Origin of the sequence: Fortiea sp. LEGE XX443 (assembly GCF_015206815.1) — a bacterium.
Taxonomy (GTDB): domain Bacteria; phylum Cyanobacteriota; class Cyanobacteriia; order Cyanobacteriales; family Nostocaceae; genus Nostoc_B.
Genome location: NZ_JADEXZ010000104.1, coordinates 1 through 15,100, shown reverse-complemented (window position 1 = coordinate 15,100; position 15,100 = coordinate 1). Strand labels below are relative to the sequence as shown.

Annotated in this window: 13 protein-coding genes and 1 pseudogene; all 14 read right to left on the bottom strand. The window is 38.1% G+C overall.

What is annotated here, in order from left to right; translation table 11 throughout:
- Positions 1-143: 143 nt before the first annotated feature.
- The gene (locus tag IQ259_RS24930) at positions 144-944 is read right to left on the bottom strand and encodes a glycosyltransferase family 2 protein (protein ID WP_193888697.1); all 801 of its coding nucleotides are present in this window, start codon (positions 942-944) and stop codon (positions 144-146) included.
- A 142-nt stretch (positions 945-1,086) separates the two neighbouring features.
- Positions 1,087-1,728 (bottom strand): bifunctional 2-polyprenyl-6-hydroxyphenol methylase/3-demethylubiquinol 3-O-methyltransferase UbiG, encoded by a 642-nt coding sequence (locus IQ259_RS24925; RefSeq protein WP_193888696.1) that lies wholly within the window; start codon positions 1,726-1,728, stop codon positions 1,087-1,089.
- A 71-nt stretch (positions 1,729-1,799) separates the two neighbouring features.
- A complete protein-coding gene (locus IQ259_RS24920; RefSeq protein ID WP_193888695.1) occupies positions 1,800-2,972 on the bottom strand; it encodes a glycosyltransferase in 1,173 nt (390 codons plus the stop codon).
- Positions 2,973-3,080: 108 nt separating this feature from the next.
- A complete protein-coding gene (gene asnB, locus IQ259_RS24915; RefSeq protein ID WP_193888694.1) occupies positions 3,081-4,883 on the bottom strand; it encodes an asparagine synthase (glutamine-hydrolyzing) in 1,803 nt (600 codons plus the stop codon).
- A 16-nt stretch (positions 4,884-4,899) separates the two neighbouring features.
- Entirely contained in the window at positions 4,900-6,051 is a 1,152-nt protein-coding gene (locus IQ259_RS24910; RefSeq protein ID WP_193888693.1) for a glycosyltransferase, read from the bottom strand.
- 23 nt (positions 6,052-6,074) lie between these two features.
- On the bottom strand, positions 6,075-7,295 hold the full coding sequence (locus IQ259_RS24905; RefSeq protein WP_193888692.1) for a glycosyltransferase family 4 protein: 1,221 nt from the start codon (positions 7,293-7,295) through the stop codon (positions 6,075-6,077).
- Positions 7,296-7,298: 3 nt separating this feature from the next.
- The gene (locus IQ259_RS24900; RefSeq protein ID WP_228014763.1) at positions 7,299-8,798 is read right to left on the bottom strand and encodes a hypothetical protein; all 1,500 of its coding nucleotides are present in this window, start codon (positions 8,796-8,798) and stop codon (positions 7,299-7,301) included.
- Positions 8,799-8,820: 22 nt separating this feature from the next.
- A complete protein-coding gene (locus IQ259_RS24895; protein WP_193888690.1) occupies positions 8,821-10,143 on the bottom strand; it encodes a glycosyltransferase in 1,323 nt (440 codons plus the stop codon).
- A gap of 13 nt (positions 10,144-10,156) precedes the next feature.
- Entirely contained in the window at positions 10,157-10,969 is an 813-nt protein-coding gene (locus IQ259_RS24890; protein ID WP_193888689.1) for an FkbM family methyltransferase, read from the bottom strand.
- A gap of 10 nt (positions 10,970-10,979) precedes the next feature.
- On the bottom strand, positions 10,980-12,008 hold the full coding sequence (locus tag IQ259_RS24885) for a glycosyltransferase (RefSeq protein WP_193888688.1): 1,029 nt from the start codon (positions 12,006-12,008) through the stop codon (positions 10,980-10,982).
- Between the two features lies 1 nt (position 12,009).
- Positions 12,010-12,723, bottom strand: coding sequence for an FkbM family methyltransferase (locus tag IQ259_RS24880; protein WP_193888687.1), 714 nt, complete (start codon positions 12,721-12,723; stop codon positions 12,010-12,012).
- An 18-nt stretch (positions 12,724-12,741) separates the two neighbouring features.
- Positions 12,742-13,971 (bottom strand): glycosyltransferase, encoded by a 1,230-nt coding sequence (locus IQ259_RS24875; RefSeq protein WP_193888686.1) that lies wholly within the window; start codon positions 13,969-13,971, stop codon positions 12,742-12,744.
- Positions 13,972-14,961 carry a glycosyltransferase gene (locus tag IQ259_RS24870; RefSeq protein ID WP_193888685.1) on the bottom strand — a complete coding sequence of 330 codons (990 nt, stop codon included), beginning with the start codon at positions 14,959-14,961 and terminating at the stop codon, positions 13,972-13,974.
- A 47-nt stretch (positions 14,962-15,008) separates the two neighbouring features.
- A pseudogene (locus IQ259_RS24865) lies at positions 15,009-15,100 on the bottom strand (IS1 family transposase); the annotation flags it as partial.

Genomic DNA, 15,100 nt, shown 5'->3' with positions numbered 1-15,100 from the left:
ACAAATGCTTTAGTGAATCTGTTAATTCCATTGACACCTATGCACATCCAAAATCGAATCATCATTGAATTTACTACAAAAAGGGAAGGGAAAGGTTGCTAACGGCAACCTTTCCCTTCCCCCCACCAGAATGATTATCATTTTCATAAGTTGTATACTTTATTCTCTGGAAGTCCCTTATTGTGCAGTTTTTCCAACTCAATTAAACGAATTGATAGAAGAATTTCGGCCAGCATTCGCTGGAAAGCATAGTACCAACCAGGCCAGCCATCCCAAATTCCACCTTTGAGAATCAGGCAATACAATAGGATGATGAAGGGAGCGAGAAGTTTTTGTTTGCGGATACGATCGCCTAAACTGAGTTCACTTGCAGGAGTTTCTAGTAACTTTTTGCTCTCAATCAACATATAACGATCCTGCGCCCACAGCCAACGACTCAAGGGTTTGCGATCGTCATGATGGATGTAGTTAGAAAGCATTCTTGATTTTCCCTCTACCCAAACACGATGAGCGTGTCCATCATCTTTGTAAATAGCTTTTTCCCTTTTATAGAGTACTTTTCGAGGTGGCAGCAAAGTAGCACGTAATGTCTGACCAAAGACACAATATTTGAACTTTACAATATAACTGTTTGTATCTATGTCTAATGTTAGTGCTTTTATTTCATCAACTAGTTCATGAGTTAAGATATAATCAGCATCTAGAGATAGTACCCATTCAGATGTGATTTTAGATAGGCCATAATTACATTGACTAGCAAAAGAATCAAACTTTCTTTGAAAAATTTTTACTTGAGGGTGAGAAGATAAAATTTCTAAAGTTTCGTCTGTACTGTAGCTATCAATAACAACAATTTGCTTTGCCCATTTGACACTTTGAACTGTACGCTCAATATTAGGCGCTTCATTATAAGTAAGAATGAGAGGAGTAATTACTTCTAATATTGATGAAAAGTTCACAATAATATAGTTATAAATTTTACTATTTATTTGCTTAATTCAGTCTGCGAGTAGATTATACTTATTATTCTGTTCTATAAAATGTAATGAAGAACCAGAATAACTAGTAATTTATATTCAGTATTAATTAATTTATGAGTGTACTAGAACACAACATTGATTTCCAAAGATATGGCAATCTGCCAGCGAAATCAAACTTGATGTTTGTATAATTTTCTGTTTTAAGTAAAGCCGTCATAGTTGCTACAGAAAAAAACTTTATATGACCGCCATCCCAGAGAGGAGAGAAATGGTGATCCATTCTACCTGAAATAGCGATTATCATGTTCTTGAGATAGCCATGATAAGGAGTAGTAACAATTAAACTACCATTTGGCTTAAGGCATTGCTTGGCATTTTTAAGCAATTCTCTGGGAAAAAATAAATGCTCAATTACTTCAGCAGCAATCACAACATCAAATTTTTCACCTATTTCTGCATATGGTAGATTGTATATAGATCCTTGAACAAAGCGGCAGTCTGGAAAAGCTTGGCTAGCAAACTTAACTCCAGATTCTGATTCCTCAATACCAACAACTTCATAACCATTTTGAGCAAGTAAGTTGCTCAAACTACCATTACCGCAGCCAATATCTAAAATACGAATTTTTCTTTGATTTTCAATATGATAGGTAGATTGTGAGATCATCCTAATTAAAGGCTTTATAAGATAAAGATGATGATGAGATGATTCGGAAGATTCATATGTATATTCGTATAGATTAGTCATTTTCGATTGCCTTTTTTATTGAAAAACTAATGTATTTACCGTTTATTGTTTTATCTAAAAAATATATATAACTAACACTCAATGATACTACTATAGACAAAAGTTAGTTTTGATGCAATACAATCCCATGTATAGTTTTCACATACATATTTACGAGCGCGATCGCCAATTTCTTTTGCCTTATGCGGATAATCTAGAGCCTGTTGTATGGAAGCAGCGATATCATTTACATCCAACTCTGCAACATAACCAAGATTTTGCTGTGTTACCAGATTAGCTAAAGCCACACCAGGTGTAACTATTACAGGAATACCAGCAGATAAAGCTTCTAATACCGCTACCCCAAAGTTTTCTGAGTAAGAAGTTAGCGCGAATAAATCAGAGCCTTGCAGTAATAAATCTTTGATGTCTCCTGTAACAAATCCTGTAAAATGAGTGCGGTTTTCAATACCATTAGCAATGAGAAGAGATTTTATTTCATTTTCATAATTAGCATCTCCACTACCTGCTAAAACAAAAGTAAAGCGATAATTTGTTAGTTTACCTAAAGCTGGAATGAGATAATCTAAACCTTTTTTATGATGCAGACGAGATAAAAATAAAATAATCGGTTCATCATCTGGTAAATTTAAATGTTGTCGTAGACGCTGACGTGCATTAGTTATAATCTCAGAAATATAAATACCATGTGGTATAACAAAACTTGGTGAAGTCAATTTTAATTGCGAAGCTTCTTGTTCTTCTTGCTCTGAAGTAAAATGTATGGACTGACTGTAATTCAGATTAGCTTTCTCTATGAGCTTGAGATATATTTGCTTTTTGTAGAAGCTTTGCTGTAATGACCATTCACAAAGTTGTCCCAAAGGACGAACAATATAAGGTATTCCTTGGAGACGAGCAATCGTCATTGCTATTGTAGAAGAATATGAAAAAATAGCATGAATGTGGAGTAATTCATACTTAGAAATATTCTGCCGTAACCATATAGTTAGCTCTCCAGAAAAAGCAAATTCTCTGATGGAATTTACTGGAGGAGAAAATCGGCTAAAAAATCTGACTGGTACTTGCTGGTACTCAATCAGTTTACCAAGAGGTACGTCAAGCAAATCATTACCATTATCATTAGTAGTAGCAATTTCCGCGTCAATTCCTGAATTTATTAGTGCTTTGACTGTTTCTAAAACTGCTTGACTTGGCCCACCTCGCACTGATGCTATAGAAGGAATAATATGCAGGACTTTCATGTTAATTTAAATTAATTAAATAAGATATTGATTTCACTTAAACTTACTGAATAAGCTGGAATACCTATATTTTCACTAATATTAGCCACCACTTGGCAAAAACTAGGTTTACTTATCATAGATACACTCTAGCCACTGTTGTAACATTACCAAACTCCAGCGTCGATACCAATGATTGAGAGGGATATTTTGGGGAACTTTTACATTACTAAAGTAATCTTGGAAATCTCTTGATAACCACTGTTGAAAAGGAAAGTAAAAACCTTTTTTCGGACGATTAAAAACCCATTCTGGCAATTCTGGCACTGATTGAATTAATAGTTTTTTTCCGGCTGCTAACCGGATACTACTAGGGATTTTTGCTACTGTCTCAAATAAGTTACGATCAACTAGAGGAACGCGCAGTTCTAAGCCCCAATTCATGCTCATCACATCACTATCTCGTAGTAACTGATTACGCATATATCCACTTAATTCTAGTAAACTTACTTCATCTGCAATGGTAGAAACTGCTGTTTTATTATGAAATACAGGAAATCTGTAATTATTTGGAGTTTGCTGAGGTAAATATTGCTGAATAATTGCACAAGCTTCTCTGTGAGAGAAAATTCCTCTGAGGCTATGATATGCAGATACAGAGGTAGGAGGCTGTTCTAAAAAATCACCTAAACGTTTAATTTTTGGCGACTTTCCCCAATGTGATAAGCCTTTACCAATATTATTTTTTACAAACGGTAATGTTTGTAGTTGTTGACCCAAAGCGACCATTTGCGGAATTTTTTGAAATGATTGGTAGCCACCAAAAATTTCGTCTCCTCCTAGACCAGATAACACTACTTTCGTACCATTTTCATGGGCAATTTGGGATACACAAAAGGTATTAAAACCATCTACGCTAGGCTGGTCAACGGCTTGCAAAAATTTAGGAAATAACTGTTGAGCAATAGAAGCCGTAACTTTATATTCTGTATGTTTTGTGCCAAATAATTTGGCGACTTTTTGGGCTATATCGCCTTCATTCCATTTTGTTTCTTCAAAAGCGATAGAGTATGTCGATAGTTGTTCATTTTGAGTTTTGCTTGCTAGAGCTAAAACAGTTGTAGAGTCAATTCCACCGCTGAGGAAAATGCCTACAGGTACATCACTAACAAAGTGATGTTGAATTGAGTCTTCTAAAGCTGTACGAACTTTTTTGATCGCTTCTGTGGGTAAAATTGTTTCTGGAAGGAATTCAATTTGCCAATACTGTTTTTTGGTGACGCGATCGCTTTGCCAATATAACCAGTAACCCGCCTCTAAACAATGAATGTCTGCAATCAGGGTATATGGTTCTGGAACTGAACCACTCACGAGATAGCCATATAAACCCTCTGGACTCAAGTTAATGGTAGGTAAACCAGAGGCAAGAATAGCTCTGAGTTCTGAGGCAAAGGCTAAAGTTGAGCCAGATTGCCAGTAGTATAATGGTTTAATGCCTAAAGGGTCACGAGCAATAAAACAGGTTTTTTCCCAATCATCCCAAATAGCAAAAGCAAACATCCCCCGCAACCGTTCTACACAATCAGCACCCATTCTTTGATAGAGCTTGAGAATGACTTCAGTATCTGTGTGGGATTGGAAAACTTCGCCTTGGGAAATTAAATCACTCCGCAGTTGGGAAAAGTTATAAATCTCTCCGTTAAAAGTAATCCAGTATCGCCCATTAGCTGTAGACATAGGCTGATGTCCATCTGAACTCAGATCCAAAATTGCTAGACGAGTGTGAGCTAGAGCTACTTGCCGATCCGAGGAAATGTAAGTACCCAAATCATCAGGGCCTCGGTGCTTGATTGCAGTCTGCATCTTCTGCACCAAAGTTTCTAAATTAGAATTTATTTCAGATTGAGTTAAAATTCCGGCAATGCCACACATATAAGTATCAAAAGGATTAATTAGAATATTTTTTTATGTAGTAATCTAGTCTTTCCTGAAAGCGATCAAAACCAAATTTATCAATCACTCGCTTTCTTAATTCTTCTGGTTGATAGATTAGGGGATGAGGATATTTACCTTGCAAGATTTGAATTATAGTCCCAGCGATCGCCTCTACATCATCAGGGTTAATCAATACACCTAATTCTCCTTGACACAGAGCATCAACACTGCCATCTTTATTACCTGCCAGAGTCGGTTTACCACAGGCAAGTGCTTCTAAGTAAACAATACCAAATCCTTCACCTTTACTTGGCATAGCAAATAAATCACACAGATTGTAATGCTCCCTAAGTTCTTGTTCACGAATGTAGCCAGTTAGTGTTACACAATCTTGGAGTTGTAACTGAGCAATTAACTGTTCTACTGCGCTGCGATCGCTGCCCTCACCTACTAGAAGATAATGCACATTAGGGATAGCTTGACGAATTTTGGGTAATGCACTCAAAATTTGGCTATAGCCTTTATATTGCTCTGATTGAGAAAGTCGAGCCACAGTTAAGATAATTGGCTGGTGTGAACTCAAAGCGTATCGTTGGAGAAGATAATCTGGTTTGGGCGCAATTTTAAAATTCTTGAGTTCGACCGTATTAGGCAAAACCACAACTTGATCTGGGCGGAGGTTTTGCTCTTTTAAAAGGCGATCGCGCGTATAGTTACTTACAGCTAAAATCAGGTCAGCATTTTCTAGGGCTTTCTTGATAAAAGGATTTTGGATATCCCAAGCATCAATACCATGCGCTGCAACCCAATAGGAAGTGCCTATTAACTTTTTCAATAGATAAGCTGTAACACTAAAGTTGGGATGGGTGGAGAATATTAAGTTAGGACGTTGCCAAAGACCAAGGCTAATCATTTGAGCAGCAAGGGCGGGAGTACGTAAGGCTAAAGGCCAATTACCAGATGGATGAAAACATAAATTAGGTAACTTTGGTGGTACATCCGTATCATGTTTAATAGAAATATCGTAGACACAATCAGGGTAAAGACTTTGAAAGGCTGTTAAACACGCAGAAGAGTAACGTTGAATTCCACCTGTTGAGTTGAATAGGGCAGGAAACCAAAGATGAAAGCGGTATTTCTTTTTACTAGAGGGCTGTTTATTCACTTTTAGGAAATTTGCGTAGGAGATTATTGTCTAACTAGCTTTACCTGACGTTCACTTGGTGTGACAGATGAAATTACATAGTCTAGTGCTTGTTTTAGACCTTGACTTGCTTGAGTATAACTGTACTGAGACACAATTTTTTGACTTTCCTCGCCCCATTGTTGCAAACGCTGGCGATCGCCAAATGCCTCTTGCAGGCTAGCGGCTAAAGCTGACACGTTACCAGCCGGAAATACAAGCCCATTACGTTGCGGAGAAATCAAATCTTGAGCGCAACCCACATGACTGCTGACAATTACTGGACAAGATAAGCACATTGCTTCGTTAATCGCCAGTCCCCAAGTTTCTGAAGCCCCGTAGCTAGGTAACACAAATAAATCAGCAATTGCATAAGTACGAGGCATCAAAGTTTGATTTTGAAAAGGAGCGAAATATATATTTGCCTGTTGCGCTGCTGCTGCTTTTAAGTCTGCTTCTAAAGTACCTCCACCAACGAATAGTAAGGAAGCTTTAGGCAAGTTCGCAATTAAAAAAGCTTGTAGTAAATCCAAAGGACGTTTTTTGAGTTCAAACTTACCAGCAAAGACAATCACTGCATGATCTGATGGTATGCCTAATTCTTGCTTCCAAATTACTGCCTGCTGTTTGGCATGAGCCGCTTGAGAAAAAAAGCGATTATTATCTACAGCATGGGGAGAGAAAAATAAATGATTACTGGGTACACCATGATATTTAAAATATTCATAATTGGCTTTACCTACATATAAACAAGCAGCAAAACACCGATAAATTTGGGTAATAAATTGCTGACGCGCCCATGCTTTGATGCTAGTAGGTTTTAGTAGGCGATGAGAATCACCTCGAAATAATAACGGTATCTTACTAGAGTTCCAGTTCCATAAAAAGTTATAGATGCTGGCGTAGTTGTAATTCATCAACAACACAGCATCAGGATGATAAGCTTTGATTTGAGAGATTAAAGATGGATTTTGTAATCCCCAAAAGTGACTAACCCCAGGTTTTGAACTAACATTGGCAACAAACTCATATTCATATCCATCTAACAAGGGAATATCCCACTGCAAAACTTGTTGAAACCCATCATCAAGCTTTTTTGTAACACCAAAATCCCATAAATAAAATACTTTTATCTGCAAATCACCATCATTAGTTAGATAGCGAAACCAAGGAGCATAATATTGGATTGGATGAGATGAAATAATTGCTAGCTTCGTTTTATTCATAAATTAAGCCATTCTTCCTCCCTGAAAACTATAACTAGAAACTCGCTGTTTCTTCATTAAGACAAATGAGATGCAAGCGAGAACTGTACTTGATTGAAATAAAGCAGCAACATATACTCCAGCAGAATATTCCGATTGAAACGCAAAGGACATCATCATGACAGCAAATAAAGACTGGACTGAAAGAATTGGTGCATTGATACTCCAACGAGTAGCTTTTCCATAAGCTCCACCTAATATGATTGCCAATCCTCCACAACCCATTAATCCAAAATTAGCGTATGATTCTGCTAGCAACCCCCAGCCAATAGTAGTCGTTAAAGTCTGCTCCCGTGTTTGTATTTTGTAGTGTATATTTAACAAACTTGTGCCTTCATGTGACCTAATTTTATTTTGGTTGAATATCCGAGGAACTAACAGTTCTGGGATTATTGAATATGTTTGTCCATACATATAAGGTATTGTCTCAGGACTTTTAGTTTGAGCTAATAGCAGCATTTGAATTACACTAGCACGCTCAAAAAAAGATTGTTTTTCTTCTGTTTTATTAGTAGATAAATCATCGTCTTGATTCTTACTATTCAAATAATGTATTGAATAACCTATCCATTCTGCATATCTAGTAGGATATTCCCAGGGCTGAAGATAATACTCTGTAGTACCCCAGTATTTTTGTCTCATTTCTCCCTTACCGTAGTGCAGCAAGAAAATACATAATAGTACTATAATAATTGGTATTATAGGAACTTTCTTTCTGGAAATCGTAAAAGCGATCACTGCAAGTAGAAATGAACTAGAAGCACTGACAAGCAGATAGCCTAATGAATCGGTTATCATGTAAGCAGAGAGTAACAAAATAAACAATATACTTTGTATTCTTGTTAATTCTTTATTACCTAATTGATATGCAAATACAAAAGTAGCTAGTGCATTTAGCCCTAAAATTGCAGCACGAATGGCAGTGAATAGTCCTCCATTTATAAGAGATAGCCAACCCCAATTGCCGTAAAAAGATACATTAAAAAAAATACCAACTATTAAAATAAAAAAGAAAAACTTATTGCCCTTACCACTACCTAAAGCTCTGTAACATTTATGTGTTCGCGGTGCAGATTTGACATGTGAAAACCATACTGAAGTTCCAATAATGAGGAATCCGGCTACAGTCAGACTGGCAAATAATTGGTTTTCTAGAGAGTAAGTTAAAACAGTGGGATGATGAGTTACAAGGGGTAGGCCGTAAGTCCAAATATGAGTAAGCGCAAAAAATGGGAAAATAGGCATTCCCTTAGCACGACCTGAACACCAAAGATAGTTAGGACACAAAGCTGCAACGGTGACGAAAACAGCAGCTAATTTACTTAAAAAGTGAGTATCTTTCACCAAAAAAAGTTCATAAGAAACCAATCCCAATGCGATGAGCCAAAATACCCTCAATAATTGTTTCTGTTGTTTTCTTGGTAGAGAAGGTAAGTATGACCATGACTGAGGAGTGGAATTCATAGATTGGTTCATAATGATTACTTTATCCGGCAGTGGTAAGACACTGATCAAAAATGGCACATTGTTTGTGAGCCATTTCCCTAGCTGTATAGGGTTGAAAGGCTGACCAATCGGTGTCTGGCTGAAATCCCTTATCAATAGATAGTAACCAATTTAGTTTTGTAATGACTTGGGATAGCAAATCTTGTGGCTCTTGCTTTGAAGTAAAGGTTACAGCTTGGCCTGCTTGGCAGCAATGCAAGATATCAACTACAGAACTTTGGTGATGGAAAATTGCTAAGATAGGTTTACGCGCCAGAATGCAGGGATAAAGTTTGGAGGCTGTATAGTCAGGATCATCAGAGCCAATTAGTACAATAGCATCGCTATCGACAAGAACTTGTAGTGCCTCAAAATAAGGAATGCGATGGGGATGTTCAGTTACTAAGTCTGCAATACCTAGCTCTTGAGCTATTGGCTCTATTGTTTTGATAGCTAGATTACCAGGAGCATAGCTAGTACCGACAAAGTGCAACTGCACGGACTGCCAAATTTCTGGGTTCTGGCGACGGTGTGACTGAATACCTAAAAACAAAGACCGCACCGCTAAAGCCATATCATAGCCGCCTCGGCCTACATACACCCAATGGCGTTTACCGTCATTGGGGTCAAAGATTCTTTGCTGAATATTCAGGCTAGAAAGTGCTGAGAAATCAGGTTCAGGCGCACCAAAAGGTAGAACTGTAAATTGTTTGGGTTTTAAATGTGGATATCGCTGTTGTAAGGTTTTTGGATATGCTGGTGAAACGCTAATTACATGAGCGACTGGACTTAAAGCCTTTGGTTCTAATAGTTTGGCCTGGAGTTGAGCAAATCCATACTTAAAGCGTCCTCCTGGTGGCTGAGTTCCTGTTTGTTTGTAGTAATCACTGAGCCAAGGGTCTTGAAAGTCCAAGACATAAGGTATTTTAAATCGACGATACCATATACTACCTAGCCACATGGTGAGAAATACGGTTGTGGAAAAGTAGATTAAATCAAATTTTTGTTGACGAAGTAGGCGATCGCCTGCTCGGAACAGATAGGGTAAACATCGTAGCCCCAAACTACTCATACCAACACGTCGGGTTTGTTGAACAGGTAATGCTCCTGTATATGTGATGGGAATCTGAGGAGGAATTGTTTTTGACAGTATGGGGTCTTGAATCCCTTCAACACAATCTGGACGGACTGTCAGAACGTGTGCTTCCCAGCCAAATTCTTCCATGTAGGGTAGAGACATTCGTACCCGTTGATGGTCGGGAGCGTTAATTGGTGGGAAATGAGGACTGACGATTAAAACCTTACGCTTTGAAGTAGGAGACATCGCAAATCACACTTTAATTAGGCAAAAAAAGTCCGTTAGTAGAGTTTGGCCATTGGCTAGGTGAGTAAATTTTACCTCGTGAGTCAAACAAGTAACATCTATAGCCAAACTGAGCTAGATAATCTCGAATTCGCTGCCCATTTTCACCAAACATCTCTGCGTAAATAGCTTTGATCCGTTGCTCTTTTAACAATGCTTCTGCACCTTGTAAGGCTGGAATTTCATAACCTTCTACATCTAATTTCCACAAATCTACTCTGGTAATAGAACGTGCAGCCAATTCGTCTTCTAGACGAACAATCTGAATAATTTCACCTTCAGTTTCGGATACTTGACTCCAAGCACCATGCCCAAAGCTAGCACCAATATGTTTGAGACGTAATAGAGTTTTTGATGCACCAAGCCCAGCCCGGATAATTTCTACAGGAAGACTCGTATTAATTGCTAAACACTCTTCTAGCCAGTTACTTGCTTCAGTACCAGGTTCAAATGCTAGTATTTTACCTTGCGGTATCCACTGAGCTAAGTACATTAACATTTGGCCAATATTTGCGCCTGAGTCTACAATAATCCCATCATTAGAGAGGATTTTTCTTGCCCAGTTAAGGAATGCAGGATCTTCATATTTGCCATAGACAATCCAGCGATGGGTGGAATTGCTCAAATCAAGCTTCCAGGGGATTCCGGCTCCAGTCTCCACCCAACAAACGCCTTTTAAAGCGATCGCTTTACCAAAAAACCGTTCACAGATTCCTAATTTATGCTGAAAATCTAGTGGTTGTATCCACGTTAAAGGTAAAGGTAGAGAAGTTGTTTTTATGCTCATCTGTTTTTAACTAAAACACAAGGGTAGAATATAGTTTTTCGTACTGTTCTAAAATTACAGATGCGGAAAAATATTTTTCCGCCTGTTGACGACATTGGTAACGATCAATATTTGGTAATTCTTTAACCGCAACAACTGCCTCTTCAATACTATTAATTAAATAACCATCAATACCTTGCCTGATAATCTCTGGTAATGCTCCTCTAGGACAAGATATTATAGGAGTACCACAAGCGAGAGCTTCAGCAAAAACAATCCCGAAAGGTTCTTCCCATTCTATGGGTACAATCATGGCAGCAGCTTGTCCCAGAAGTTCATTTTTCTGAGTGTCGTTAACAGCCCCAATATACTCGATTCCATCTTTTCCCAAGTGAGGTACAATTTCTTCTTGCCAATATTTACCAGCTTCTCCAGTTGTGCCGTGATTGCCTGCAATGATTAAGCTGCGTCCAGTTTTTTTGGCAATAGCGATCGCTGTATGCGCTCCTTTAATTCGCTCTACTCTGCTAAGAAATACCAGTGGTGCATCGGAAGCTACCTTTGGTTGAAAAGTGTATTTTTCTAGTTCTACACAGTTGTATATAGTATGCCAAACACCACCAGAAGTTCCTCCAATAGTACAAATGTAATCACTACAACCTGTAAAAGTTAGAGAACCTTTGGCAAACTTGACAGTCCAGCTAGTGGTGCGATGACTAGGATCTCGCTGATAAGACATCACCTTGGGGATATCAAAAGGTAACAGGGGTAATAAATAGAGAATGCGAGAGAAACTATGGATAATATCAGGCTGAAACTGCTGCACTGCTGACCATAGGGTGATTATATTTTGTAGTGCATCAAATTTGTTTTGCGATCGCTTTCCCCGCCAACTGAAAGAATGATTTGCCGGTGATGTTGAATCCGCATGAGCAACAAGCCCAACAGTATGTCCACGAGCCTGTAATCCTGTGACAAGTAAATCAACTATACGCTCAATCCCACCATATAGTTTTGGTGGTACTGGTAGTTCAGGATCGGCTGTAAGTAAAATACGCATTTTAGGCTTTCCAACGCTTGTCAGATATTAACGGGCTATTACGTGGTATGAAAATGAAATCTGCTTGCCAGAGAGCTTGATCAAGAGGGCGACGAGTCAAACCACAAATATCATAAGCAACCCAATCACGTTCATTTAGCCAACCCACAACTTCTGCTAATAGAGGAACATCTTTATGGATATCCAGTAAGTTTACCTCTGCCAGAATTAGCTGTGTTTGAGTTAGTGATTTTTCTGCTCCTTTCAAGACTTCTAGTTCATAACCTTGAACATCCAGTTTTAGTAAAGCGGGGGGAAAACCGTTGAAGTGTTCATGAACAATGGTATCTACAGTTGTCATCGGATATGACTTTACTGTAAAGTTTTGTTTAACTTGCTCAATTAATATAGAGGAAGCAGTTTCAGCTTCATTGAATTGTACTTTTTCTTGTGATTCTGCTCCCAATAATACTGGAAATACCTGTATAGCAGAATTTTGAAGTGCTAGTTGCTTCAACTGCTGAACTCTATGTTCTAAGACTTCAAAACAGGTAACTTTTGATTTAGGAAAATAGTGAAGACATAATTTAGTAAAATCACCCTGGTAAGCTCCAACATCAAAAATATGATTAGGACTAAAGCCTAATTTGGCAAGTCTGTCTAAGGCATTAGGTATTTCAGTTACTTGTAATTTACGTGATAGATATTGCCTAATAGTTTTACGTAAAAACATCATTTAAGTTAGAAACAGTTTTTAGTTACCAAAAGTTGTAAGCATTAATTGCGATAAGTTATCAACCTGTTTTTCCCAAAGAAATTTTTCTTTAAAAGTTTGCAAAGAAGCTATTTTAGCAGTATTCAATGTATCAGGAGTATCCAATAAGTCATTAATTGCTTGAGCTAGTTCTATTGGATTATTGTTGGGTATCAATTTACCAATTGCAGAATATTTAGATAGAATTTCTTTTTGCCCAGCAGTGTCAGTGGCAATCACTGCTAAACCAGCTTGTAGATATTGAAATAATTTATTTGTGACTGTAAGATTTCGACTAGGAATATCGCTACGCTCCAAAGCTAGACCGATATCATGTTCAGCGATGCGCGATAGTAATTCACTGTTAGGTACAGTAGAGTGAATAAATATGTTATTGCGCCATTGCTCAGGTGTTAATGGTTCTAACCATTGGCGGGAACTTTCAGGATAATTACCTCGTAAATGTATTTCTAAAGGAATGTTAATGTAAGCTAAAGATTGAAATAGGGTTTCTAGTCCGCGTCCTGGTCCAATAGTTTGAGAAAACCAGTGAACAGAGGGTAAATTCAGATTACGGCGATCGCGTTTTTGGTGGTCAATTTGCGATCGCTCAGACAAGGGAAAAACGTTATAAATGACTGTGGGCTTGGGTGCGTTGTAAGCTTTAGCTAGAGCATCGGCTAAGGCATGGGATGTAGTCAAGCAATAGGTACATTCTTGTGCTAACCTACTTTCTAGAGTTTTTAGCTGCTCAATAGGACGGCTGAAACGAGCTTCTGGTAATAAGTCTTCAGAAAACCAGTCTTCAAAATCTACACCTACTTTAAAGCCTTGATCTAAAAGTTTGTTTCCTACCCAAAGTCCTGCTTCTGAGTGGACTATCGTTAAATCTGCACGGGTTTTTAAGGCAACTTTTAGCATTGCTTTTGCTCCGTAGCCCAGTAGTCCAGGTGAAAAAATCCCGAAACATTGAAATTTTTCTCTAGCTAAACGTCCTTGGAGGCGAATAGCCAAGTTGTTGAATCTTTGGCTTGGTTGAAAGTCGATAATGGGTGCAAATCGCCATTTTTTGTTTGCTATGAGTAGGCGATCCCGCTCTACTAACTCTGGATCAAACCAAAAACCGCGCACCATAACATCATGACCTGCATTAGCTAATGTTTCCGCTTCTTTTTGTGGGCGAGGAGCTGTGCAGATATTTCCACCAATTAGAATAAGTATCTTTGCCATTTAAACTAGGTTTTCGTATACCTCATTTAAAATTCTTAAGTATTTTTTTGCACAACTTTCTAGAGTCAGGTTTTTCAAAATATATTCACGAGGAGCAAAATTATGATATTCAAGCTTTTCTATAAATTCATCTAGCTTTGATGAAAATTCACTTATGTCTTTGAATTTAACACCACAGCATTCATCCCAGTAAGGAACTGACGTGGCCGTAATGTGAGGCATTCCCCAAGAAAATCGATTTGGGTCTAAGCATTCTCCTTGATCCCATGCCAGAATTGGCACTCCAGTGGCTAGGCACTCTTGATATGCCAACCCCTGGCTTTCGTGTTCACACAAGAAAATCATCGCACGGCAGTTATTAAGAGCATCTCGATAATCTTGAGGATTGTAGTAACCATAACGTAATTCCCCAAAAGTTAATCCCTCTTGTTTCAAGCGTTGGCGGATTGGCTCTAGCAAGTTAATTTCATATTGTTCATAATTCCATCGAATCTTGTTGTAAATTAAGAAGTCAACTGGTCTATTTTTATCTGGAGCATTTTTCCAGAAATCTGTATCAATTCCAACAGGCCAGATACTACAGCGATCGCCAAAATAAGGTTTGTAAACTTCGTTTGCCCAATCAGAATGTTGAAGGTATCTCACAACTGGATACTCTTCACAAAGAGTAGGCCATTCACTAGGATGAGTCATTAATCCAATTCCTGCAACAATAGGATTAGATTTGTTATAACCTTTTAAGCAATTGCGTCCACGTCCTAATATGCCAACACGATCACCATCCTTTAGCTGCTTAAACGGCACATTTACTTCATACTGAATTCCTAATTTTTCTAAACCAAGACAAAGGTTGATAAAAACTTTATCAACACCACCAGGGCGGGGCGCACCCCGAACTAAGCGACGTATAAGAGGACGCAAGTAACGATCACCAGGCAACCAGCGATCGCTTTCTGGTTCACGAATATAGTAAATGCACAGACGGTTCATTACTAATTTTTAATTTTTGGCGTTGCTGAATGAAGAGATGAATTGATTTATATGGGTACAATTTTATACTTTAAATAATGAAGTAATAATTTAATCGAGTATCTCAGCATTTGTTCTGATTTGGAATAGCATAAAGTTT